Annotated in this window: 17 protein-coding genes and 1 pseudogene; 8 read left to right on the top strand and 10 right to left on the bottom strand. The window is 60.9% G+C overall.

The features are described 5' to 3' along the window. The first annotated feature begins 5 nt into the window (after window positions 1-5). On the top strand, window positions 6-1682 hold the full coding sequence (locus NW827_RS05590; protein ID WP_414403321.1) for an S-layer protein: 1677 nt from the start codon (window positions 6-8) through the stop codon (window positions 1680-1682). Window positions 1683-2159: 477 nt separating this feature from the next. Here NW827_RS05590 and NW827_RS05585 read toward each other — a convergent pair whose 3' ends face one another. Further along, window positions 2160-3866, bottom strand: a complete 1707-nt coding sequence (locus tag NW827_RS05585) for an HD domain-containing protein (protein ID WP_414403320.1) — start codon at window positions 3864-3866, stop codon at window positions 2160-2162. Window positions 3867-4028: 162 nt separating this feature from the next. On the opposite strand from NW827_RS05585, the gene thrS reads away from it, so the two are divergent. Then, complete coding sequence (thrS, locus tag NW827_RS05580) at window positions 4029-5840, top strand: threonine--tRNA ligase (RefSeq protein ID WP_414403319.1); 1812 nt, start codon at window positions 4029-4031, stop codon at window positions 5838-5840. Between the two features lie 30 nt (window positions 5841-5870). Here thrS and malQ read toward each other — a convergent pair whose 3' ends face one another. Both malQ and pyrE read right to left on the bottom strand, forming a co-directional pair. After that, window positions 5871-7442 (bottom strand): 4-alpha-glucanotransferase, encoded by a 1572-nt coding sequence (malQ, locus tag NW827_RS05575; RefSeq protein ID WP_414503444.1) that lies wholly within the window; start codon window positions 7440-7442, stop codon window positions 5871-5873. Window positions 7443-7519: 77 nt separating this feature from the next. Further along, complete coding sequence (gene pyrE, locus NW827_RS05570) at window positions 7520-8134, bottom strand: orotate phosphoribosyltransferase (protein ID WP_414403318.1); 615 nt, start codon at window positions 8132-8134, stop codon at window positions 7520-7522. A 197-nt stretch (window positions 8135-8331) separates the two neighbouring features. Between pyrE and NW827_RS05565 the strand changes: the two genes are divergently transcribed. Both NW827_RS05565 and recR read left to right on the top strand, forming a co-directional pair. Then, window positions 8332-8667: a YbaB/EbfC family nucleoid-associated protein gene (locus NW827_RS05565; RefSeq protein WP_414403317.1), complete on the top strand. Its 336-nt coding sequence runs from the start codon at window positions 8332-8334 to the stop codon at window positions 8665-8667. A 21-nt stretch (window positions 8668-8688) separates the two neighbouring features. Continuing rightward, window positions 8689-9288 carry a recombination mediator RecR gene (gene recR, locus NW827_RS05560; protein WP_414403316.1) on the top strand — a complete coding sequence of 200 codons (600 nt, stop codon included), beginning with the start codon at window positions 8689-8691 and terminating at the stop codon, window positions 9286-9288. A 37-nt stretch (window positions 9289-9325) separates the two neighbouring features. On the opposite strand, the gene NW827_RS05555 is transcribed toward recR, so the two are convergent. The 4 genes from NW827_RS05555 to glnA form a co-directional block, all read right to left on the bottom strand. Beyond that, window positions 9326-11353: a cation:proton antiporter gene (locus tag NW827_RS05555; RefSeq protein ID WP_414503429.1), complete on the bottom strand. Its 2028-nt coding sequence runs from the start codon at window positions 11351-11353 to the stop codon at window positions 9326-9328. A gap of 321 nt (window positions 11354-11674) precedes the next feature. After that, a complete protein-coding gene (locus NW827_RS05550) occupies window positions 11675-12403 on the bottom strand; it encodes an SDR family oxidoreductase (protein WP_414361992.1) in 729 nt (242 codons plus the stop codon). A gap of 66 nt (window positions 12404-12469) precedes the next feature. Beyond that, entirely contained in the window at window positions 12470-13138 is a 669-nt protein-coding gene (locus tag NW827_RS05545; protein WP_414403314.1) for a hypothetical protein, read from the bottom strand. 127 nt (window positions 13139-13265) lie between these two features. After that, on the bottom strand, window positions 13266-14690 hold the full coding sequence (glnA, locus tag NW827_RS05540; RefSeq protein ID WP_414361996.1) for a type I glutamate--ammonia ligase: 1425 nt from the start codon (window positions 14688-14690) through the stop codon (window positions 13266-13268). A gap of 381 nt (window positions 14691-15071) precedes the next feature. Here glnA and trxB point away from each other — a divergent pair, with 381 nt between their 5' ends. Continuing rightward, window positions 15072-16484, top strand: coding sequence for a thioredoxin-disulfide reductase (trxB, locus tag NW827_RS05535; protein ID WP_414403313.1), 1413 nt, complete (start codon window positions 15072-15074; stop codon window positions 16482-16484). Window positions 16485-16500: 16 nt separating this feature from the next. Here trxB and purL read toward each other — a convergent pair. The 3 genes and pseudogenes from purL to psaM all read right to left on the bottom strand — a co-directional run bounded on the left by purL (window position 16501) and on the right by psaM (window position 21485). Then, a pseudogene (gene purL / locus NW827_RS05530) lies at window positions 16501-18795 on the bottom strand (phosphoribosylformylglycinamidine synthase subunit PurL). Window positions 18796-18806: 11 nt separating this feature from the next. Beyond that, complete coding sequence (recG, locus tag NW827_RS05525) at window positions 18807-21230, bottom strand: ATP-dependent DNA helicase RecG (protein ID WP_414503443.1); 2424 nt, start codon at window positions 21228-21230, stop codon at window positions 18807-18809. Window positions 21231-21392: 162 nt separating this feature from the next. Continuing rightward, window positions 21393-21485, bottom strand: coding sequence for a photosystem I reaction center subunit XII (gene psaM, locus NW827_RS05520; protein WP_414332959.1), 93 nt, complete (start codon window positions 21483-21485; stop codon window positions 21393-21395). Between the two features lie 227 nt (window positions 21486-21712). Between psaM and glyA the strand changes: the two genes are divergently transcribed. The 3 genes from glyA (at window position 21713) to NW827_RS05505 (ending at window position 24785) form a co-directional block, all read left to right on the top strand. Further along, on the top strand, window positions 21713-23038 hold the full coding sequence (gene glyA / locus NW827_RS05515; RefSeq protein WP_414362001.1) for a serine hydroxymethyltransferase: 1326 nt from the start codon (window positions 21713-21715) through the stop codon (window positions 23036-23038). A gap of 24 nt (window positions 23039-23062) precedes the next feature. Beyond that, entirely contained in the window at window positions 23063-24166 is a 1104-nt protein-coding gene (locus NW827_RS05510; RefSeq protein WP_414362003.1) for a glycosyltransferase family 4 protein, read from the top strand. 61 nt (window positions 24167-24227) lie between these two features. Beyond that, complete coding sequence (locus NW827_RS05505; RefSeq protein ID WP_414403310.1) at window positions 24228-24785, top strand: hypothetical protein; 558 nt, start codon at window positions 24228-24230, stop codon at window positions 24783-24785. Window positions 24786-24901 lie beyond the last annotated feature (116 nt).

Below are 24901 nucleotides of genomic sequence, written 5' to 3'. Positions count from 1 at the left end.
CAGCCATGCGGTGCTCGTGGCCCCTGGCGCTAGGCTTAGGTTGGGTGCTCACCTGGTCGAGTGCTAGCCTACCGACGTGGTCCCAAGGCGTGCAACAGCAAGCCTCACTGGCCTGGACGGAGGCCTATGTGGCGGCGTTGGAGCGCGAAACGGATCTGGTGCTTACTCAGGAGCCGCTGTCGGCCCCTCTCACCCGCCTAGAACTGGCCCAGTGGCTGACGGAGTTTTTCGGCTACATCCCCAACCCCAAGCAGGTCCAAGAGATTCGCGATCTCGAGCCCAATACCCCCGACTATTGGACAGCCCAGGCGGTGCTACAGGCAGGGGCAATGCGCCTGTACGAAGGCAACGAGTTTCGCCCGCAAGGGGATCTCACCCACCTGGAAGCTCTGGCTATTTTGGTGCGGGCCCTGCAATTGCCTGCCCCCACCCCAGCTGACATTGAGCGCTGGATGGCTTTGTACACCGATGCTGCTGAGGTGCCAGAGGTAGGGCGGGCTTTGGTGGCCATGGCAGGGGAAGCGGGCCTAGTGGTGAATGTACCGGATCCCGCCAAGCTGCGGCCCAACCGAGTGCTTAGCCGAGCTGAAGGGGCAGTGCTGTTGCATCAAGCGCTGGTGTATCGCGGAAAGCTGCCGCCTCTGCCGCCTCCAGTAGCCCAGCTGCGTCCTTCCCCTGCAGCGGTAGCCACGAGGGTTCAGCCTGAAATCTTGCAAACACGAGTTATTCCTGAAGCGGGAGTGGTGCCGCCAGGGGGAACCTTGACCGTTGAGGCCCGGGGCACCCCCAATGGCAAGGCCAGGGTGGATATTGGCGATCTGGTGCGTGGCTTGCCCATGGAAGAGGTGCAGCCCGGCTACTACCGTGCCGTCTACACCCTTGGCCCCCAAGACAGGGCCCTTGGCCCCGACCTCCGCATTCAACTCAGCCTCAACGGGCTGGAGACCCGTGTTCAGCGGCGACTCCCTCAGTTGGCCCTGGGCAATGTTGCGCCCCCGCCGGTGCAGCCCCTCTTCCCTCCGCCACCTATTGCTACTCCTACCCCCGTGGCCACCAGCCTTGCCCCTCGCATCACGGCTATTCGTTTGGATCCCCAGCGCGACCTGGTGGAAGGTGACATCCTCACCATCGCCATCTGGGGGGACTCGGGGGGAGTGGCCCAATTTGACCTGGGCAATCTGGCCCTGAACCAGCCAATGCGGGAGGTGCGGCCCCACCACTACGAGGGCACCTACGTGGTGGCTCCCACCCACCAGGCCACCAACCCCACTGTGCGGGTTGTGTTAACTAAAGACGGCCTCAGCCAGGAGTACCGGGAGATCTTTCCTTTCTCCATCGATGGATCTAAAGGGACCCGCTCCACCATTCAGCCAGCTTCTCGGCCTTTGGCTGCTGGGCCGCCCCAGATTTTTAGCGTCGCCACCAACAGCACCAACCTGCGCCCAGGTGAGATCCTCAAAGTTACGATGCGAGGGGATCCTGGAGGGAGAGCTGCCTTTCGCATCGTTGGGGTGACGCCGGAGGTGGAGATGCGAGAGGTGGCACCAGGCCTCTACGAAACCCAGCAACAACTGCCCCTTAACATGCAGCCGGTTACCAACGGCGTCATTGAAGTAATCTTGGAGCGAGGCGGGCAGAAAACCACCCAAACTAGCCCCTCACCTATTACTATTGCTCCTTGAGCACCTGCTACGCAGTATTGCAAGAACTTTATCCCACTAGCGCAAATAGGAGCTATAGGCTGGTCCAGCCATGGGCTGAGGATTTTGAACAAACCGGTAGCGATGACCTGAGCTACTGCCCAACCAGACATTCCCAGAAGTAGGGGGGAACACTGTCCCTTTTCTGTACCCTACTTCCACATAGAGGGCAGGCTTCAATGGCTTACGCCACGCTCTGGGAACGCTTCAATTGTCCCTCTACGAGCAACCCCAGCAGGTCCCACCGCGTGGTTACACCCGAGACCCTCCTACCCCATCTTCGCGGGGGTGCGGGATCTCGGCCCTGGCGCTGCGAGTTTGGGAGGGGGCTTATCCACCCCCCTGCCCTCAGCAGCTCAAGAATCCGATTGGCCAGCTGTTGGCATTCAGCAGCAGCTTGGTAGTTGGGTGGGCAGCAAAGTGTCTTTGTCTTGTTGGAAATGACCATCTGCTCTTTGGCTAGATGGCTGCCTCAAAGGGATCCGCGCTGTGCTGCAGCTGGGTAGAGAGCTTGGGGATAACTTGCAGTTTGAACTGTTGCTCGAAGACTTTTTTCTTCTCGTTCAAGCTCCACAGCTCTAGAGCACAGTCATCGTTGGGGTGCTTGGGCTCCAAAATGAGCTCCAGGCAACGGGGGCCCTCTCCCAAAAGCTGAAAACGGCAGTGCACCGCCTGGATGGCCTGCAGGCGGCGGCGATCCAGAGCACAGGCTATGCGCAACAAGGGACTCAGTTCCAGGACCACTTGGCGATCCCGCTCGTTGGTAAGGCGCTGAAAGTTCTCGTGCTTCTTCTTGGGGGGGGACTTGCGATGGTAGCGGGCTAGGTTGGCGATCACCTCCACCTCTTCCTCGTTAAAGCCCAAGAGTTCCCCGTAGCGGATGAGGTAGTAGGAGTGTTTGTGGTGGGCGGCATGGCTAATGAAGTGGCCGCAGTTGTGCAGCATGGCCGCCGCCCAGAGAAGGGCTCGCTCGCGAGAGCCCCAGGAGTGCAGGATGCCGCGGGTTTGATCGAAGAGGCTGAGGGCAAACTCCGCCACTCGCTCGGCGTAGGGGATCTCCACCTGGTATTTTTCCGCCAGCTTGAGGACGCTGCGCCGCCGCACCGAGCTGTGGTAGCGCAGCCGATCTTCAATTAACCCCTGGCTGATCATCCAATCTACGATCAGCCCTTCCCGCAGGGCCCGCTCACAAAACTGGATCTTCTCCACCCCCAGCAGGGTCATCACCTCCTCCAAGATGACTGCCCCCGCTAGGATGATTTCTCCCCGCCTCTCCCCAAGACCAGGTAGCTTTTGCCGTTCGGCTACGGTGAGAGAGCGCAGCTCTTTGACATAGCCCCGCAGGGCTTCCAGGCTAAACTTGTACCCCTGCAGGCGAGTGGGGACAGCACCCAAGCGACGGCGGGCATCCAACTGGGCCAGGCACTCGATGGTGCCAGAGGTGCCCACCAAGGGCAGGGATCCCTGCTGCTGTGAGGCTGCAACGATGCGCCTCATCTGCTCGATGGGAGCTTCCAGCATGCCGCGGATGTGTTGCCGCAGGGCTTGCAACTCGGCAGCAGTAGGCGGATCGTGGTGCAAAAACGCTTGGGTCAGGCGCACCGCTCCCACCTTGATGCTGCGCAGGAACTCGGGCTCTTGGCCGTTGCCCAGAATCAGCTCGGTGGAGCCGCCGCCGATATCCACCACTGCGTGCAGCCGGTTGTGGAACTCCATGGCCGAGAGTACCCCCAGGTAGATGCGGCGGGCTTCCTCCTGGCCCGAGATCAACTCCACCCGCAGGCCCAGCTCCTGTTCTATCCGCTTTAAAAATTCCAGCCCGTTGGGGGCTTCGCGCACGGCACTAGTAGCCACCGCAACAATGTCCTGCACCTGAAAGCTTTCGGCAAGGCGGCAAAACCGCTCCAGAGCCAACCGCGCCCGTTCCATGGCTGCAGGCGTCAGGGCGCCCGTCTGGCTGCAAAACTCTCCCAGGCGGACGGTGGCTTTTTCGCGGGAGATGATGGTGAAGCTGGGGATGTGGGGGTTGATGCGCACCACCACCATGTGTAGGGAGTTGCTGCCCACATCGATGGCGGCGATAACGGGAGCACCTCCAGAAAGGGAGAGCGGTTGCGGTTCAGAGGCAGCAGAGCGTGCAACAAGGTTGGCGGGCGAGGAGACCATGATAAAGGCAGGGGTTGCAGCACCTCAATAATAATACCGCGCGCTTTTGCCCCTTTTTCTTGGCTAAGCTTGAGGGGCCTCTCAACCCAGCAGTATCTCGACTGCCCTTGCCTCAGCCTAAGATAAGAGTACGAATAGTCTTTGTTGTTAAAGCGGGTTCCGATGTCTCAACCAGCCGCGTCGCCTCAGCAGGCCAATAGTACTCTCAAGCTGCTGCGTACTCAGGAGTCTCCCAAGCTGGAGCGCATTCGCCATACCACCTCCCATGTGATGGCCATGGCGGTGCAAAGGCTATTTCCCAAGGCAAAGGTAACCATCGGCCCAACAACGGACTATGGCTTCTACTACGATTTTGACCATCCCGAGCCCTTCACCCCGGAAGATCTAGAGCGCATCAAAAAAGAGATGCAGGCCATCATCAAAAAGGGCTTGCCGGTAATCCGTGAGGAGGTGAGTCGGGAAGAAGCCAGACGCCGCATCGAAGCCCTTGGCGAGCCTTACAAGTTGGAGATCCTAGACAGCATCCCCGAAGGCGAGCCGATCACTATTTATCATCTGGGGGACGAGTGGTGGGATCTCTGTGCCGGCCCCCACGTGGAAAACACTAAGGAGATCAACCCCAAGGCTTTTGACCTGCTCAGCGTAGCTGGCGCCTATTGGCGAGGAGATGCAAGCAGGCCCCAGCTTCAGCGCATCTACGGCACTGCCTGGGAGACGCCAGAGGAGCTGAAGGAATACAAGCGGCGGCTGGAAGAGGCCAAGCGACGGGATCACCGCAAGCTGGGCAAGGAGTTGGGCCTATTCATCTTTTCCGACGAGGTGGGGCCGGGCCTGCCCCTTTGGACTCCCAAAGGAACTACCCTGCGCTGGGTGCTGGAGGATTTTCTCAAGCAGGAGCAGCTCAAGCGGGGCTATCTGCCGGTGGTGACACCCCATATTGCCCGTGTGGATTTGTTCAAGATCTCCGGCCACTGGCAAAAGTATCGGGAAGACATGTTTCCCCTGATGGCGGAAAGCGAGGAAGCACGGGCGGCAGAGCAGGGCTTTGTCATGAAGCCGATGAACTGCCCTTTTCACATCCAAATCTATAAATCGGAGCTGCGCTCCTACCGCGACTTACCACTGCGCTATGCCGAATTCGGCACCGTCTATCGCTACGAACAATCGGGAGAGCTGGGAGGCTTAACCCGCGTTCGCGGCTTCACGGTAGATGATGCCCATTTGTTTGTCCGGCCCGATCAGTTGGAAGAAGAGTTTCTCAAGGTTGTCGATCTCATTCTGGTCGTTTTCGACAAGCTCAAACTCAAGAATTTTCGCGCCCGCCTCAGTTTCCGCGATCCCAAATCCGATAAATATTTGGGATCCCCGGAAGAGTGGGACATGGCCGAGAACGCCATTCGCCGCGCGGTGGAGAAGTTGTCGATGCCCTATTTTGAAGGGATCGGGGAGGCAGCTTTCTACGGGCCGAAGCTGGACTTCATCTTCCGCGACGCGCTGGATCGGGAGTGGCAGTTGGGCACAGTGCAGGTGGACTACCAAAACCCGCAGCGCTTTGATTTGTACTACGTAGCCGAAGACGGCTCCCGGCAGCGGCCGGTGATGATCCACCGCGCTCCCTTTGGCTCGCTGGAGCGGCTCATTGGAATCCTCATTGAAGAATACGCGGGGGATTTTCCCTTCTGGCTAGCGCCAGAACAGGTGCGCATTTTGCCCGTTTCCGACCAGTACCTGGGCTATGCCACCCAGGTGCGGGACCAGCTGCGGGAACAGGGGATCCGCGTCCACATCGATGCCGACAGCGAGCGCCTGCCCAAAAAGATCCGCAACGCCGAGAAGGCCAGGATCCCCTTCATGCTCATTGTGGGAGAAAAAGAACAGGCAACTGGCACAGTGAGCGTGCGCCAGCGCCACGGACAAGACTGGGGATCCCTGACAGTGGCGGAGTTCCTAGCCAAGGTGCAAGCCCTTGACTAGGTGGGGTCCCCGCCGTCGCTGCTTGGAGAACTAGCTAGAGCTGGAGGCTGCCAGAGCCGCCCGCCGCTGCTCCAAGTCTTGGGCCGAGATGCGCCCGTAGGTTACACTGAGCTCCGCCAGCCGCTGGGCCAGCTCTGGTTGCAGCATCTCCTCGCGGTAGCGCCAGGCCCAGTTGTTCTCGGCCCTGCCGGGGAAGTTCATGCGCGCCTCTGCCCCCAGGCCCATCACATCTTGCAGGGGAATGATGGCCAGACTGGCCACGGAGGCAAAGGCGAGGCGGATGAGATCCCAGTGGATGCCCTCCGATCCCTGGCAGCCGAGGTAGCGCAATAGGTTTTGTTTTTCCCACTCCGGGCGTTCTGGGTCATGAAACCAGCCCACCACAGTGTTGTTGTCGTGGGTGCCGGTGTAGACGACGAAGTTGCGCTCGTAGTTGTGGGGCAGGTGGGGATTGTCAGGGCCAGCGCCGAAGGCGAACAGCAGGACTTTCATGCCAGGCAGACCAAATTGATCCCGCAATTGCAACACCTCCGGCGTAATTTCTCCCAGATCTTCGGCAATGAGCGGAACTTCCCCCAACTTCTCGGCCAGCGCCCGAAAGAAATCAGCCCCCGGCCCCTTTTGCCACTCCCCTTCTACGGCTGTTTCCGCCTCGGCAGGGATGGCCCAGTAGCTTTCGAAGCCGCGAAAGTGGTCAATGCGCACATAGTCCACCTGTTTGAGGATGGCCTGGATGCGCCGGATCCACCAGCTATAGCCGCGAGCCTTGAGCACCTCCCAATTGTAGAGGGGATTGCCCCAGCGCTGCCCAGTGGGGCTAAAGTAATCGGGAGGAACGCCGGCTACCCGCAGAGGCCGCCCTTGCTCATCGAGCTGAAACAATTCCCGGCTGGCCCAGACGTCAGCACTGTCGGCAGCAACGTAGATGGGTACGTCGCCAATAAGCTGCACTTGATGCTGGTGGGCATACTCCCTTAGGGATCCCCACTGTTGGGCAAATAGATACTGCCAGAACATCTGGCGGGTTACAGCCTCGGCGTAGCGGTCGCGGGCCTCTTGGAGAGCAAGGGGATCCCGCTGGGCCAGAGCCAGATCCCATTGAGTCCACTCTTGGTTGCCGTATACCTCTTTAAGGGCCATGAACAGGGCGTAGTCCGGCAGCCAATCGGCCTCGGCAGCACAGTAGGCTTGAAAGGCTTCCCAGTCGGCGGCCTTGGCCTTGTCTTTGAAGGTGGCCCAGGCGCGGTGCAGCAGACCCAGCTTGAAGGGGATCACGGTTTCGTAGTCCACCCGCTCGGCCCTTCCCCCCTGAATGGCTGGCCATTGGGGCAGCTCCTGCCAGCTGTTGGGCTCCAGCCAGCCGGCTTTCACCAGCAGCTCCGGGCTAATCAGCAGGGGGTTGCCGGCAATGGCGGAAAAGCTCATGTAGGGGGAGTTGCCCCAGCCAGTGGGTCCCAAAGGCAGCACCTGCCAGAGGCTCTGGCCGCTTTCTACCAAAAAATCCACAAACCGATAAGCCGACGGCCCCAGATCGCCAATGCCAAATGGCCCCGGCAGAGAGGTTGGATGGAGGAGGATGCCACTGAGTCTGCCCATGCGCATGGCTATGCCTTTTTGCCCAACCGGGTATTCCACCGCCTATGCTGTCACTTTTGCAGTTGGATGGAAGTCCCTCCAAGCTAGCTTCTCCAACCTTGGCAGACAGCCCGGTGGCAAGCCTGCACCTCTTCGAGGGTAAACAGGCGGCGAAAGGGGATTCCCCTCTCGCGAAAGCGAGCTTCTGCCCCTTCCTGGCGATCCACCAGGGCTAGGATCCCTTCTGCCCGGTAGCCTGCTGTGCGTACTCGCTCTACGACCTTGAGGGCGGAGCCACCTGTAGTGACGACATCCTCCAAGATCCAGACCCGACTGCCAGCTGGCAGTTCCGGCCCCTCGATCCAGGCCTGGGTGCCGTGCGCCTTGGGCTCTTTGCGGACAATCAGGGCCGCTAGGTTAGCGGGCTGGGCGTAGAGGGAAGCCAAGCTCACCGCCGTCACCAGGGGATCCGCCCCTAGGGTCATCCCGGCAACGGCGGCGGTTTCGGGAGGCAACAGCCGATGGAGCAAGGATCCCACCAGGTAGGCCCCCTGGGGGTGGAGGGTGACGGGCTTGCAGTTGATGTAGTAGGAGCTCTGCTGCCCAGAGGTGAGAGTAAAAGATCCCTCGCGGTAGGCCAGTTGCGCCAGCAAATAGAGCAATTTCTCCCGCGCCTCAGCTGGGGAGAGCTTTAAGGGGGAACACTCCAGTAACAACACGGCAGGGCTCCAAGTGGGTTTACTCCCAAGGGGTGGGGTGCCAGGCAGGACAACAATTTCCGCTGCACCCGTTGCAACAATAGCTGAAGACGATAGCCCAAGGAAGAAGGCCAATCCAATTTGGGAGGGCAGGTCTTTTAGCAACGGAAGGAAAGGAGTAGAGTAGAACAGCAGAGTCTCTAAACCACGAGGATCCCATGACACGAGGCTTTGGACCCTTTGGCAAAATTCAGGAAGCCCTCAAGAAAGCCCAAGAGGTGCGCGACGGCGCCCAAAGACTACAAAAAGAGCTAGAAGAAATGGAGATTGTTGGCGAAGCTGGCAATGGGTTGGTGAAGGTAACGGTCAACGGCAACCAGGAGCCCCTCAAGGTGTCCCTGGATCCCCAGGTCCTCCAGGAGCCGGTGGATGTGGTGGAGGACTTGCTGCTCACGGCAATGGTGAATGCCTATACCCAGTCTGCTGAGACGATGCGCAAGCGCATGGAGGAACTGACAGCGAATATCAGCCTGCCAGGGTTGGGGTTGGGCTGATACTGGCCAGCCTGGCTTTCTATGTACACTCGCCCTTTGGCTCGCCTCATCGAGGAGCTGCAGCGCCTGCCCGGAATTGGCTCCAAAACAGCTCAGCGGCTGGCCTTGCACTTGCTCAACCGGCCCGCTGGCGAGGTCGAGGCCCTGGCCCAAGCCCTGCTGGAAGCCAAACAAACCGTTAAGCACTGCTCTTTGTGCTTCAACTGGTCGGCGGAGGATCCCTGTGAGATCTGCCGTTCGCCCCAGCGGGATCGCCTGCTCTGGTGCGTGGTGGCCGATGTCAGGGATCTCATTGCTGTGGAGCGAACGCGCGAGTTTAAGGGTCTCTACCACGTGTTGGGGGGCCTTATCTCGCCCATCAACGGGATCGGGGCTGAGCAGTTGCGCATCCGCGAACTGGTGGCACGGGTGGCTCGGGAAAAGCCCCAGGAGCTTATCTTTGCCCTCAGCCCCAGTGTGGAGGGGGAGGTCACTATGCACGTGGTTAAAGATTACCTTAGGCCGATTGCCCCCAACCTGCGCCTGACTCGTCTAGCCTTCGGCCTGCCCATGGGATCCGAGTTGGAGTATGCCGATGAAGTGACCCTGGCCCGGGCCTTAGAGGCACGGCAGGAGCTGTAGCAGCAGGCTGGCGGGAACGGTTAACCTGCCGCTGGTCTTAGAGGGGTTCCCCAACCATGAGCAAAGAGCAGGTGAGGCGTTCCAGGAGGCGGGTGGTTGTGTCGCTAAAGGAGAGGCTCCCACTGGGGTGGCGCCGCCGAAAAAAGGGCAACACCACCAGGTCAAACCCTTGCGCCTCTTGCAAGAGCTTTTTGGCGACATCGTCGCTGGCCAAGACCTTTACCTGGACGGGGTAGCCCACGTCTGGCTGTTGGGCCAGAGACAAAAGCTGCGCCTCCAGCCACTGGCGATCGCTTTCGGGGGTACCGCCTGGGCAGATGTGGAGCAAGGTGATCTCCCCCTGGTTGGCGGCAGCCAAGATCTGGGCTAGGCGCACCGCCTGGGCTGACTGCGAGCGAAAGTTTTCCAGCGCCACCAGGATCCGCCGCAGCTTGTGAGGGGGCTGGAGCAAGCGCGCCACGGCAACGGGGCAGTGAGCGGCCCAGAGGACACTATTGATGACACTGCCGAAGAGGCGGGCCCGCAAGCGGGTGGGATCGCTCCAGCCCATGACAATGAGGCTGGCGTTCTGCTCACGGCTGGCGTGGCTGATCCCTTGGGCAACGTGGCTGTCAATGCGGCTGAGGGGGGTAACTTCTACTCCCCAGGCCTGACAAAACTCCACTGCCCGCCGCAGCAGATCCTCGCCGCGCTCCAAGGAGTCCTGCAGCAAGGGGGAGTCCATGTGCAGGTGGCCGGTCGCCACCGTGAGGGGAACCACCCGCCCGCCCTCGTGCTTGGCCAGGAGGCAGGCCATCTCCAGGAGGTTTTCCTCGGTTTCGGGATTGGCCAGGGGCACCACGACCACGTAGGGCTGGGGAGGCGGCGTTACAGAGACCCCTGCCCCAGACGGAAGCCGGCTCTGTTCCTCCTCCCTAGCCATCTGCGTAGCCGCCCGAGTGGTCAAAATTGGACCCAGCGTGGCTGTAACCAGCATTAGCACCACCACGCTGTTGAGCACCTCCGCCTTGAGTAGCCCCACGCGGTACCCCACTAGAGCGGCCGCCAGGGTGGCGGCTACCTGGGGCAGGGAGAGTGACCACATCATTAGCTTTTGCGCCGGGGTGTAGTGGTAGAGCCACTGACAGAGTTGGGCGGCAGCGTATTTGCTCAGGCTTAGCCCCAGCAAGATGCTCAGCATCAGCCAAAGGGAGCTGAGGGTTTGCAGAAAGGCGCGTAGATCAAGCAACAGCCCTATATCCACAAAGAAGACGGGGATGAACAAGATGCTGCCGACAAAGACAATCTTTTCTTTGACAGAGCCCTCCCGCAGCACATCGTTCACGGCTAGCCCCGCCAAGAAGGCGCCGATGATCTTCTCTACCCCAATCCACTGCGCCCCCAGAGCCGCCACAAACAGAGCCAGCAGCACAAACAAAAATTGGTTGCCCTCTTCGCTGCCGGTTACGCGAAAGAACCGCTGCCCCAGCCAGTCCACCCCAAACAGCACCGCAGCCGCATACAGCAGCAGGGATCCCAGCAGCCGCACCAAGCTCCAGAGGGAAAACTCACCGCCGTGGATGCCGACACAGACTGCCAAGACCAGCAGCGAGGCAATGTCGGTAAAGATGGTGCCGCCAATGGTGACCAGCACCGCCTCATTTCTCACCAGGCCATAGCGGCTGACGATGGGGTAGCCCAGGGGGGTGTGGGAGGCAAACAGGGATCCCAATAGAATGGCCGCATTCCAGCCAAAGCCAAATAGCCGCCCAATGGCAGTGCCCACAGTTAGGGGGATGGCAAAGGTCAACACGCCAAAGGTGGCGGAGCGGTTGCGGGTCTGCCGAAATTGCTCCAGGTCAATCTCCAGCCCGGCCACAAACAGCAGGTAGACCACGCCAATATCCGAGAGCAACTGCACCGTCGGCAGCTCTGAGCTCAGCAGGTTCAGTCCCTGCGGCCCTAGGGCGATCCCTGCCGCCAAAAGGCCCACCAACCCCGGTAGGCGCAGCCGCTCAAAGAGCAGCGGCACCACCAGGATCACCCCCAGCAGTAGAGCAAACGAGAGGATAGGCTCCTCTTGCAAAAGTGAGCGTATGGCCTCCATTGGCCAGGCCCTCGAGTGGACACTTTCCTGATTATGGAAGCAACCTGCCCAAATAGCTGCAAGCAGCCCCCCAGCTTGGTCAACCCTCCTCTGGCCAGGAAGGGGCTTGCCAACGGATCCCACCCCTTCTCGGGACTCTCCTAAAGGTGCTCTCAGCAAACCTTAGCTACTGGGGGGCCCCTCCTGGACTTGCAGCGTCAGGGCCAGGATCCAGACACCCCCGCGAAAGAAAGTAGGGTACTCTACAACCACGCGGTGGGACATCCCGTGGCTGCTCGTGGAGGGACTCCAGGATCTCTGTTACAGAAACTGATGGCTTTCCGGCTGCAGCACCACCTCATTGGGCACGGCATTGGCGGGCAGCGTGAGGACAAAGTGAATGGCCTCGGCAGCCGTGGTGGGGCTGAGCATTTTATCCCTTTGCACCTTGAGGCTGATGGGATCCCAGAAGGGTGAGTCGATGCCGCCAAAGTAAAACAGGGTAAAGCGCACCCCAAAGCGCTTTAGCTCATCGGCCATGCATTTGCTAAAGCCGACCACGCCAAATTTGGCAGCACAGTAAGCTGCAGCCATGGCCATAGGGTGACGGCCCAAAATGCCGGGGAAGTTGAGGATGTGGCCGGATTTTTGCTCCCGCATGGCATTGGCTGCCAGTTGGCTGGTGTAGAAGCTGCCCTTGAGGTTAACCGCCAGCATCCGCTCCAGCTCGGCAGGGGTAATTTGCGGGGCAGGCTTGAGGATCCCGGCTCCTGCCAGGTTGATCAACACGTCGATCCGCCCGTGCCTTTGTAGGGTTTGGTTGACAAGGGCCTCCACCTGGGCATAGTCCGTCACATCGGCAGGGATCCCCAGCCCGGAGGCAGCCCCCAGGGACACCGCTTTCTCTGCCAGCGCGCGCAAGGGATCCTCCCGCCGTGCCGCCAGCACCAGATGGGCTCCGGCCTGGGCCAACATAGGCACCAGGGCGCTGCCAATGCCCCCTGTGGCCCCTGTAATGAGAACAACTGCCTGGGACAATGAGGAAGACACGTTACGTTTTTTAAACTCTTCCTCTCATCATACCCAGGGAGTGGCCTTGAGGGGCGATCCAGAGAGTTAAACGCGACGCAGCCGCAGTCGTTGCACCCATTCTTCCCCGAAGCGCAGCCAGTCTGCCATTTTTTCTGGACTCACCCGTTGCTCGTCCCGCCAAACAATAAGCTGCGGCCCGGATCCCTCAGCGCAACAAGGAGGATGCTGCTCCAAGAAGCTAAGAAATCTAGGATGGAAGCGCAGGCGAATCTTGGCCTCATCTTCTCCGCGCAAAAGGTAGCTGCGGGAAAACTTAGGGTGGCCCTCGAAGTTGATATCTTGCATGCCAAAGGCTTTGGCAATGTCATGAAACAGGGGAATATTCGGATGTAGCCGAAAATGAGGTAGCCGTAGATCTTCGCAATAGGCCCAGAAAACAGACTGGCGATGAGTGCTGCGACTCTTGCCGCTACCGCGGGTGTACTTATAGTCAAAGGCACCGATCTCAGTTCCATCGATTAGCCGCTTGGACATTGAGTTGTAGAAACGTCGAGCGTAGCCTCGTTCAAATAGTTCAAAGCCTGCCTGAAGCAAGCGGGAGCGGATCCCTTCGGGTAGCTCCGCTGAAAACGACATGCCCAGGCTCCTGGCCACCTGCTCCAAAGCTTCCCGACGCTTCTTCTCTAGATAGGCGGCAAGCGCCAGAAGGCCGATAACAAAAACCAAGAACAGACCAAAAATAAGCCATTCCATTCCAAACCCTCCCTCCAACCTCTAGACTTCGGCCCCAGAATACCAAAAAAAGGGATCCCTCCAGCAAAGGAAGGGATCCCGTTCAAAAGCCGTGGCCAAGAACTAATGCTTCAAATGAGAACCTCGATCAGGCGTCGAAATAGAGCGCGAACTCGTAGGGGTGAGGCCGCAGGTTGATGGGGTTGATCTCGTTGTCAATCTTGTACTCGATGTAGGTTTCGATGAGATCCTCAGTAAAGACACCTCCCTCCAGTAGGAAGTCGTGATCCTTCTGCAGGTTTTCCAAAGCATCCAGCAGGGATCCGGGCGTGGAGGGGATCTTGGCCAGCTCGTCCGGCTCCAGATCGTAGATATCTTTGTCAAGGGGCTCGCCGGGATGGATCTTGTTCTTGATCCCGTCCAGCCCCGCCATCAACATGGCCGAGAAGGCAATGTAGGGGTTGCAGGTGGCATCGGGGCAGCGGAACTCCAGCCGCTTGGCCTTGGGATTTTTGCCTGTAACTGGAATGCGAATGGCTGCGGAGCGGTTGCCCTGCGAGTAGGCCAAGTTGACCGGCGCCTCAAACCCAGGCACTAGGCGCTTGTAGGAGTTGGTGGTGGGGTTGGTAAAGGCTAGGATGGCTGGGGCATGCTTGAGCAGGCCGCCAATGTAGTAGAGAGCCGTTTCGCTGAGATCGGCGTAGTTGCCTTCTTGGTAAAACAAGGGCTGGCCGTCTTTCCAGAGGGACTGGTGCGTGTGCATGCCGCTGCCGTTGTCATTGAAGAGGGGCTTGGGCATGAACGTCACCGTCTTGCCGTGCTTGCGGGCCACGTTCCGGATCACGTACTTGTAAATCATCATGTAGTCGGCAGCCGTGATTAGATCGGCAAAGCGGTAGCCCAGCTCCCCTTGCCCGCCGGTGGCCACCTCGTGGTGGTGCTTTTCGATAGGCACCCCTAGCTTGGCCATTGTCAACAGCATCTCGGTACGAAGATCCTGGTGGGCATCGGTGGGCGGCACAGGGAAATAGCCCTCTTTGTAGCGCGGCTTGTAGCCCAGGTTGCCCCCTTTTTCCTCCCGGCCCGAGTTCCAGCGGCCCTCGATGGAATCGACAAAGTAGTAGCCGGCGTTTTGGGTCTGGTCAAACCGTACATCTTCAAAGATGAAAAACTCTGCTTCAGGCCCGAAGTAAGCCGTATCGGCAATGCCGGTAGACTGCAGATAGGCCACAGCCCGCGCTGCTAGGCTTCGCGGACAACGGCTGTAGGGCTGGCCGGTGCGCGGTTCAATAATGTTACAGATAAGGCTGAGGGTGGGCACTTGAAAAAACGGGTCGATCCAGGCTGTTTTGGGATCCGGCACCATGTACATGTCCGACTCGTTGATGGATTTCCAGCCTCGGATGCTGGATCCATCAAAAGGCAGCCCTTCGCTAAAAACTTCTTCCGTCAGCATCGAAGAGTGGACGGAGATATGCTGCCAGGTGCCAAAGAGATCCACAAACTTGAGATCCACCATCTGGACATTGTTGTCCTGGATCATCTGGAGCACTTCTTGGGGGGTGGATGCCATCGCTCTCTCCTAACTTGGGTTGCCGTTGAGACTAGGGGTGGGATCCCAGCCGATGATCCCCATGCTTTGACCCAGACAGGCCAAAAGCGCTCACCCATCCTAGAAAGGCCGACACCAGTTTTTTGTATTTTCTGATACGAAACTGGCCTGCCTCCGGCCTTCTCTCCACTAAATGGAACCCCTGCGGTAAGGCTACTTGCAAGGGGAAGAGGCCTAGGCCAACTGGCAAGCTACACCGGTGTTCCCGGACAGGCCAATGCCCTGGCCGAGAGCGAAAATAGGACTGGGAGCCCCAACCTCGCTGAGGTTGCGGAGTCGTGTTAGGCTAAAGCGTAGTCATTATGAGTTTGACTTAGAGAGCTGCAGAAGGGGAGAGAGAGGATGACGGAGCAAAGTCAGGTTGAGAATGTGGTCATTATTGGCTCTGGGCCCGCTGGCTTGACCGCGGCCATCTATGCCGGCCGGGCCAAGCTGAAGCCAGTTGTGTTCGAGGGGTTTCAGATGGGGGGGATCCCGGGTGGGCAACTGATGACCACCACCGAGGTGGAAAACTTTCCGGGCTTTCCCGAGGGCATCAGCGGCCCCCAGCTGATGAAAAACATGCGCGCTCAAGCGCAGCGGTGGGGGGCAAAGCTCTACCCCGAGGATGTTACCTTTGTGGATCTCAGCCAGCGGCCTTTCGTGGTCCGCTCTGATGAGCGAGAAGTGCGCACCCACAGCCTAATCATCGCCACCGGGGCCACGGCCAAGCGCCTACACCTGCCCGGAGAGGAGATCTACTGGAACCGCGGCATGTCCGCCTGTGCTGTCTGCGATGGGGCCATGCCCATGTTCAGGGGGGTGGAGCTGGTGGTCATTGGCGGCGGCGACACCGCCTGCGAGGAAGCTACCTATTTGACCAAGTTTGGATCCCATGTCCACATGCTGGTGCGCAGTGGCAAAATGCGGGCCAGCAAGGCCATGCAAGACCGAGTCCTCAACCACCCCAAGATTACCGTGCACTGGTACACGGAGGCGGTGGAAGTCCTGGGTGACGGCCAGCGCCTGACGGGGGTGAAGGTGCGCAACAACCAGACGGGCGAGATCCGGGAGATGGCAGTAGGGGGGGTATTTTACGCCATCGGCCACAAACCCAACACCGACCTGTTCAAAGGGCAACTGGAACTGGATGAAGTGGGCTATATTGTCACCCGCCCCGGATCGGTAGCCACCAGCGTAGAGGGGGTATTTGCCGCTGGGGATGTGCAGGATCACGAGTTTCGCCAGGCCATCACCGCGGCGGGCAGCGGCTGTATGGCGGCCATGCTGGCGGAGCGCTGGCTCTCGGAACACGGCTTAGCCCAAGAGTATCACGTCGTCCCTCAGAGCCATCCTGAGCCCAGCCCTGCCACGGCTCCTCCCGAGGCGGAGTTGCCCGGGGAAGCTGCGGTGGCGGAGAACGGCCACGAGGATCTGGATTTCAGTAAGACCTGCCATGAAGGGAGCTATGCCCTGCGGCGGCTCTACCACGAAAGCGATCGCCTGCTGATGGTCAAGTACACTGCTCCCACCTGTGCCCCTTGTCATGCCCTCAGGCCAATCCTGAACAAAGTCATCGAAGAGTTTGCCGACAAGCTGCACGTGGTGGAGATCGACATCGAGAAGGATCCGGAGATTGCTGAAGCCGGCGGGGTCACCTGCACGCCGACGGTGCAGTTTTTTAAAAACAAGGAGCTGGTGGCGCAGGTGGTGGGCGTTAAGCCCAAATCCTACTATCGGGAGGTGATCCAGGCCAATTTGTCTGAACCAAAATGAGGGAGTCTAGATCCGGCTAGTCGGCAAAGGCGCTGTGGTAGGCAACCTGCAGGGCTGCTAAAGAAACCGACAACAGGGGATCCCCTTCTGCAGTTGTCAAGAGCAAAGGATCGGCAGGGGATCCCACCTGTCCTAGCAGTTGCCACTGGCCGGGGAGCTGGGACTCTATGTAGGCTTCCCAAGGAGAGCGCTGGGCTGGAGCGACAGAAACGAGGATGCGGCTGGATCCCTCGCCAAACAGGGCCTGATCCCAGCGCAGGGATCCGGGAGCCAGAGAGACGCTGGCGCCGCGGCCCCCGCTGAGGCAGGCTTCCGCCAGAGCCACGGCCAGTCCTCCCTCGCTGCAGTCGTGGGCGGAGCGCACCCACCCCTGCCGGATGCCGTGGCGGCAGGCCCTTTGCACGCGCTTTTCCAGTTCCAGATCCACGGGGGCAGGCCGACCTGTGACCGTGTTGTAGATTGCCGCCAAATACTCGCTGCCGCCCAGACTGGTAACAGCCTGGGCTCCCAAGAGGTAGATGAGATCCCCTTCCTGCTGCCACCCCTGGCCACAGACCAACTTCAAGTCTGGAAGGAGACCGACCATGCCGATAACGGGGGTCGGGTAGATGGCCTGGGATCCCTTCTCGTTGTAGAGGGAAACGTTCCCCCCTGTTACCGGTGTCCCTAGGGCACGGCAGGCCTCCCCAATCCCCCGACAGGCCAGGGCCAACTGCCAGTACACCACCGGGTTTTCCGGGTTGCCGAAGTTGAGGTTGTCGGTTACGGCCAAGGGCTCCGCCCCCACGCAGGAGAGGTTGCGGGCGGCTTCGGCCACCGCGGCTTTGGCCCCCTCGTAGGGATCCAAATATACCCAGCGGCCATTGCCATCTAGGGTGGCAGCAATGGCCTTGCGGGCAGCCTGCAGGGGGGGCACCTCGCCCACGCCAAACTTTTGCGAGCGGATGCGGATAACCGCTGCATCTCCCTGCCCCGGCCAAAGGACAGTGTTGTTTTGCACCTGGTGGTCATATTGGCGATAGATCCAGGCTTTGCTGGCCAGGGTGGGGCGGGCCAAAAGCCGCAGCAGCACCTCTTGCCACGTCAGGGTCGCCTGATCGAGGTGGATCCCTTCGCGACTGCAAGGGGGTAGGGTGGCGGGATCCCACTGCCACGCTGCCTGGACGTACTCCGGTGGCTCTGGCAGCAGCGGGCGGACGTAGACGGGGGTCTCTTCGGCCAAGGCCCGCGCCGGCACTTGCACCACGCAGGTTCCGCGGTGCCAGATCTCCACCAGCGGCTCAGCAATGACTTCTCCGGCCACGCTGGCCTGCAGGCCCCAGCGGTGGAAGATCTCCATCACCTCCGCCTCGCGACCTTTTTGCACCACCAGCAGCATCCGCTCCTGGGACTCCGAAAGCAGGTACTCCCAGGCGGCCATGCCGCTTTCCCGCGCCGGCACCCGGTCGAGATCAAAGCGGATCCCTACGCCGCCTTTGGCGGCCATCTCCGCCGTGGAGCAGGTGATCCCGGCCGCTCCCATGTCCTGGGCGGCCACCACGGCTCCTGTGGCAAAGGCCTCCAGGCAGGCCTCGATGAGACATTTGCCCAGAAAGGGATCCCCCACCTGCACCGCCGGCCGATCCTGCTGGGAGTCCTCCTTGAGCTCGGCGCTGGCAAAGCTGGCCCCGCGGATCCCGTCCCGCCCCGTAGGGGCGCCCCCCTACAAGAACGGCGTCCCCCCCCCCCCCGAGGCCCAATTCACCACCCACGCGCGCACCAGCACCCCCAGAACCCAGAACTAGAGCAGGGGGTTGCCACTGTAGCAGGGATCCACGGCCACTTCCCCCCCCACCGTGGGCACCCCCACGCAGTTGCCGTAGTGGGCGATCCCCTCCACCACCCTGGCCATGAGGCGGCGGTTGCGGGGATCCGTCAGCGGCCCAAAGCGCAGGGAGTTGAGCAGGGCAATGGGACGGGCGCCCAGGGTAAAGATATCGCGCAGGATGCCTCCCACGCCGGTGGCCGCTCCCTGGAAGGGCTCAACCGCTGAAGGATGGTTGTGGGATTCAATCTTAAAGGCCAGCCAGTCCCCATCCCCCAAATCCACGACGCCGGCATTTTCCCCCGGCCCCACCACCACCCGCTCGCCTGTGGTGGGAAAGTTTTTCAGCAGAGGGCGAGAGTTCTTGTAGCAGCAGTGCTCCGACCACATCACCCCAAACATGGCCAGCTCGGTGGGGTTGGGATCCCGGCCCAGTTGCTGCTGGATCTGGTGATATTCCTGGGGGGAGAGGCCGTGGAGCGTCAGCTCTTCAGGAGTAGGGGGCATAGGCACCAAGGTTAGGTCAACAAAGCCGGCCCCAAAAGGCGGGCCTGGCGTTCTTCCAGTATGCGACGCAGGCGGGGCCACTGCTGCAGCTGTGGGTCTTGGGCAATGAGCTGCTCTGCTGCCTGACGGGCCAACTGCAGCACCTCTTGGTCATCCATGAGGCTGGCCAGAGCAAAATCGGGCAGCCCCGACTGGCGGGTGCCCATCACCTCCCCAGGGCCGCGGAAGCGCAGATCCATCTCGGCAATGAAAAAGCCATCGTGGGACTGCTCCAGGACTTTTAGCCGGCGCAGGGCCTCTTCGCTTTGGGATCCCGTCATTAAAATGCAGTAGGCCTGGTCGGATCCCCGCCCCACCCGCCCCCGCAGTTGGTGGAGCTGGGAGAGGCCAAAGCGCTCGGCATGCTCCACCAGCATCACCGAGGCGTTGGGCACATCCACCCCCACCTCGACCACCGTGGTGGAAACCAAGATATCCAGCTCCCGCCGGCGGAAAGCTTCTATGACGGCGTCCTTCTCGCTGCTAGTTAGGCGCCCGTGCAGCAGGCCCACCCGGAACTGGGGGAAGACCTTCTCCTGCAGACGCTGGTGCTCTTCAATGGCGGACTTGAGATCCAGCTTCTCGGACTCTTCAATCAAAGGCAGCACCACGTAGGCCTGCCGCCCCTGGGCAATCTCCCGCTCCATCAGCCGCACCACCTGCAGGCGATCCCCCGGTCGAGCCACCACCGTGTGCACCGGCTTGCGCCCCGGGGGCAACTCGTCAATTTGGGTAACATCCAGATCCCCGTGCAGGGCCAGGGTAAGGGTGCGGGGGATGGGGGTGGCCGTCATGGTCAGGACATCGGGGTGATCCCCTTTCTGTTGCAGGGCAGCCCGCTGTTCGACGCCAAAGCGGTGCTGCTCGTCGATAACCACCAAGCCCAGGTTGCGAAACTGCACCGCCGGCTGGATGAGGGCATGGGTGCCAACCACTAGGGGCAGCTCCCCGGTCTGCAACTGCCGCAGGATCTCGCGCCGCTTGGCGGGGGGTGTGGAGCCGGTCAAGAGTTCCACAGGCACTTGCAGTTGGCTGAGCCACTCCACCAGCTTGCGGTAGTGCTGCTCGGCCAAGACCTCCGTGGGAGCCATGAGGGCCGTCTGCCAGCCCGACTGGATGGCCGCCAGCAAAGCCGCCACCGCCACCACAGTTTTGCCGGATCCCACATCCCCCTGCAGCAGGCGGTTCATGGGCAAGGGATCCCGCAGATCCGCCAGGATCTCGTCAATGGCCCGCTGCTGGGCAGCGGTCAGCTGGAAGGGCAGGATTTGGTAGAAGCGGTCCAAGAGCTCTCCTCTAGCTGGCTGGTAGCGGGGGACAGCCTGGGCCTGGGCGCGGTAGCGCTGCCGCCGCTGCAAGAGGCTAAGTTGCAGGTAGAAAAACTCGTCGAACACCAGCCGCCGCCGGGCCTGGGCCAGCAGCTCTTGCGTCTTGGGAAAGTGGATCTGCTGCAGGGCAAGGGGCAAGTCCAACAGCTGCAACTGCCGCTTCAGGGGCTCCGGCAAGGGATCCTCCACCAAGGCAGCTGCCGGCAGGGCGAGCTGGACGGCTTTGCGCACCAGATCGGCGGGGATCCCTTCTGAGAGGGGGTAAACGGGTAGAATCCTGCCCAATCTCTCCGGATCCTCGCCCTCTCCCCCCAGCACCTCCAGTTGGGGGTTGTCCAGCGTCAGGCCCAAGCGGCCCTTTTTCACCAGACCGCTGGCCGCCACCACTGCCCCCTTGGGGTATTGCCGCTCCAGGGCTGCCTGCCAACTGCGCTGGGCAAATTGCCGCCCGCTGTAGAAGCGGCTGAGGGTGACTACGCCGCTTTTGTCGGCAAGCTTGAGGTTGAAGATGGTCAGCAAGGGGTTTTTGGGGCTGGTAAAGCAACTGCAGCTTTTCACCGTCCCCACCAGGGTAACCGTCTCCCCCACCTTGGCCTGGCGGATGAGCACGCGGCGGGAATAGTCCAGGTGATCCCGGGGGAAGTAGTAGAGGGCATCGCGCACAGTGTGCAGGCCCAGTTGCGCCAGTTTCTCCGCCGACTTGGGGCCAATGCCCTTGAGAAATTGCAGCGGCTGCTCCAAGCTAAGGCCCTTGGGCAGGGGCAAAGCAGGGCTGGGTGGAGCAGAGTGGGCTTGTTCTTGCTGGCGCCGCAGCCGCTCCAGCCAGCGGCGGGTTTCCGCCACCAGGTGCTGCCGCTCCGCCAGCTCTAGCTGGGGGTAGAGGCGATAGAGGGATGCCACGTCTTTCCACCGACGTCGCGCTTCCCCATCCAAGATCCAGCCAGCGGGGGGATCCTGGCCAAACACGCTCTGCAAAAATTGGGAGAAGGTCTGCTCTCGCCCCCGCAGGTCGGTAAACCCCACCTCCGCTTCCAGAGAAAGGGCGCGCTGAACCCGCTGTAGATCCACCTGGCTCAAGTTGCTTCTGGGTTGGCTGCCGGTAGTATCCTTTATCCAACTTTAGCCAATGGCAAAGCGTCCTAGGCGCAGCCCCTGAGCCTCAACTCAAAAGGGCCTGCTCTATAGGACAGGCCCCCGGATCCAGAGCAACCTTATTCTTCCAGATGGAAACTAGCTGCGGGCCAGGGCGGATCCCAGCAGCACGGCCATCACTGCTGGCACCAGGGCAATGGCCAGGATGGTGAAAACTTGCGCGTCGGTCATAATCAACTCCTAAAACAAACCCAGTGCTGTAAACCTGCCCCTCACTTTACCCCGGCTGGTGACCAGACCTGGGGCCCAAAAACATTCTTTACAAAGCGGCCTTTGGTTCTGCGCTTAGCCGCTGCGGGATCCCCTGGCCTGTGTTACGATGTTGCTTTGCAACGCTGTTGCGACCGCAGGGTAATTCTGGCCTTTTCTTCTTTGCAACGTTTGCTCTTGGCGTCACCATGGTAGCCGCCCCCCACAGCCTAACCACTCCCCGGGACAACCTGGCCATTTTGGCCGAAACGGATCCCATCGTTTACCGCCTCATCCAGCAAGAGCTTCAGCGCCAGCGGGATCACCTGGAGATGATTGCCAGCGAGAACTTCACCTCGCCGGCCGTCCTGGCGGCGCAGGGCTCGGTGCTTACCAACAAGTATGCGGAGGGGCTACCCGGCAAGCGCTACTACGGCGGCTGCGAATTTATCGACGAGATCGAACAACTGGCCATTGACCGGGCCAAGCAACTGTTTGGGGCAGCCCACGCCAATGTCCAGCCCCACTCCGGCGCCCAGGCCAATTTCGCGGTTTTCTTGGCTCTGCTGCAGCCAGGAGACACGATCATGGGCATGGATCTGGCCCACGGCGGCCACCTCACCCATGGCTCGCCGGTGAATGTCTCCGGCAAGTGGTTCCGCGTGGTGCACTATGGCGTGGATCCGCAGACGGAGCGGATTGATTTTGACCAGGTGCGGGATCTGGCCCTGCAGCACCGGCCTAAGCTGATTATCTGCGGCTACTCCGCCTACCCGCGGACAATTGATTTTGCTGCCTTCCGTGCCATTGCCGACGAGGTGGGGGCCTATCTGATGGCAGACATTGCCCACATCGCCGGCCTGGTGGCCACTGGACACCACCCCAACCCCGTGCCCCTCTGCGATGTGGTAACCACCACCACCCACAAGACGCTGCGGGGGCCGCGCGGGGGGCTGATTCTCACCCGCGACCCGGAATTGGGCAAAAAGCTGGATAAGGCGGTATTCCCCGGCAGCCAAGGGGGGCCTTTGGAGCATGTCATTGCCGGCAAGGCGGTGGCCTTTGGAGAAGCCCTGCAGCCCAGCTTTGCCCAGTACTCCGCCCAGGTCATTGCCAATGCCCAGGCCCTGGCGGCAACGCTGCAGCGGCGGGGCATCCGGCTGGTTTCAGGGGGCACCGACAACCACCTGGTGTTGCTGGATCTGCGCTCGGTCTCGGCAGTGCTGGAGAAAAACGGGGCTGCTGATCCAGTGATGACGGGCAAGCGGGCGGATCGCCTGATGGAAGAGATCCACATTACCGCCAACAAAAACACCATCCCCTTTGACCCGCAGCCGCCCTCTGTGGCCAGCGGCCTGCGCCTGGGATCCCCGGCCTTGACCACCCGCGGTCTGGGTGCGGCAGAATTTGAGGAAATTGGGGAAATTATTGCCGATTGCCTGTTTCAACCGGAGGATCCAGGCGTGCTCGAAGCCTGTCGCCGGCGAGTCGCCGAGCTCTGCCGCCGTTTTCCGCTCTACCCCCACTTGGGATAACCCCCCTCCTCGCTACGGCTTGCCATGCCTTACTTGGTTGCCTTTTTGGCTGCTGCCTGTGTGGTTCTCTGGGCAACCCCGGTGGTGAAGGCGGTTGGAATCCGCAGCGGCCAGTTGGATTTTCCTGACGAGCGCAAGATCCACCGGCAGCCGATGGTGCGCCTAGGGGGGGTCTCTATCTTTTTTGGCAACCTGGTGGCGCTGCTCTTGCTCTGGGGAGCTGGAGCCTTCGCCGGCTTGTCCACCGAGCAGGAGTACGAGATCTGGGGGGTAACCATTGGCGGCGTTTTGTTTTTTTTGATTGGCCTGGCGGATGATCTGTTTCAGTTGTCGCCCTTTTCCCGCCTAGCGATGCAGTTTGGGGTGGCTGCCGCCGCCTGGGGAGTAGGGGTGCGCATTGAGTTCATCAACCTGCCGCGCCTTGGCCTCTGGCCCTTCCCGGTGTGGCTGAGCCTGCTAGTTACCCTGCTATGGCTGGTGGGGATGGCCAACGCCATCAACTTCATGGATGGCCTGGATGGCTTGGCGGCAGGCGTGTCGGGGATCGCAGCAGTCGTGATGCTGATGGTAACGCTGCTGCTGGATCGGCCGGCGGCGGCGATGCTGGCGGCAGCCTTGGCGGGGGCCTGTCTGGGCTTTTTGCGCTACAACTTCAACCCGGCCCAGATCTTCATGGGAGATGGGGGAGCCTACTTTTTGGGCTTTACCCTAGCTGGGATCGGGGTCATTGGGGTGGCCAAGGGGGTGACCACGCTGGCGGTGGCCCTGCCGTTTTTTATTCTGGCCGTGCCGATCCTGGATATGTCTGCCGTCATCCTCAAGCGGCTGGCCAGGGGCAGGTCCCCCTTTCATCCCGACAAGGGCCACTTGCACCATCGCCTGCTCAAAGCCGGCCTGTCGCAGCGGCATTCAGTACTCTTGATCTACGCCATGACCCTCTGGGGGGGATCCCTGGCCTTGGCCTTGGCCGGCCTGCCGGCAGGGGGCACCTACCTGGGCGGCGCCTCGCTGCTGTTGGCGGGAGTAAGCTGGGGGGCCTGGCAACGCCACCGTCAGCGGCAACGGTCTTTGGCTGCTGAAGATACCGAGCTTCAAGCAGCAGATTCAGTGAACTCAAAAAAGGATTAAGCCTGGGTTGTTCCCAGCCGCCCGCCTGCCTAGACTGGAAGGGATCTCCTCTGCCGCCTTGATGATGCGTCCTACACCGGAGCTGGCGGCCCTTTTGCGCCGCACCGCCGATCGCTTGCAGGCCCAGCACTGGGGCTTTTGGGATCGCGAGTACTGCTGGCGGGATAGTACCCGCTGCAATTGCGGCCTGCTGGTGCGAGAAGCCCTGGGCTGGAATCAGCAGCAGCTTAGCCTGCACATCCACCGCGGCACCTGGCGCACCATTGCCCAAACGGCCTACCGCACTGCCAGGGATCCCTGGGAAGCCCAGTGCAAGACCACAGGCCTGCGGCTGGGATACGTGTTTGAAAAAATGGCAGAGCTGGGGTTTGACCGGCCAGAGGACTTTGCCGCCCTGGAAGAGCTCAGCGATCCCGTCATCCGGGCCCGCCTAGCCGCAAAAGGAGTGGAGCCGCTGCGGCAGGACCACGCCCTCCATGTGGCCCTCTACATGCGGGAGCTGGCCGACTGGATTGAGGAGCAACTGCAGGCGCAAGCTCAGCTCAGCCACCTGACTCAACCGCTGCCCAAAGCCAAAGCACCAGAGGTAACCGTCCGTCAGCCGCTGCGCCAGCGGTGAGGTTGCCTACGCCGTTGCCCTGCTATCTGCAGCCCAAGATTAGGGGTGTAGGATCTCAAATAGCTGGGGTGTGGAACCGCGTATCCAGACCTGACTTCCTGCCCACAGGGATCTAG

This window comes from Synechococcus sp. H70.1, from assembly GCF_047502705.1.
Classification (GTDB): Bacteria; Cyanobacteriota; Cyanobacteriia; order Thermostichales; family Thermostichaceae; genus Thermostichus.
This window is presented reverse-complemented; position numbering and strand designations above follow the sequence as displayed.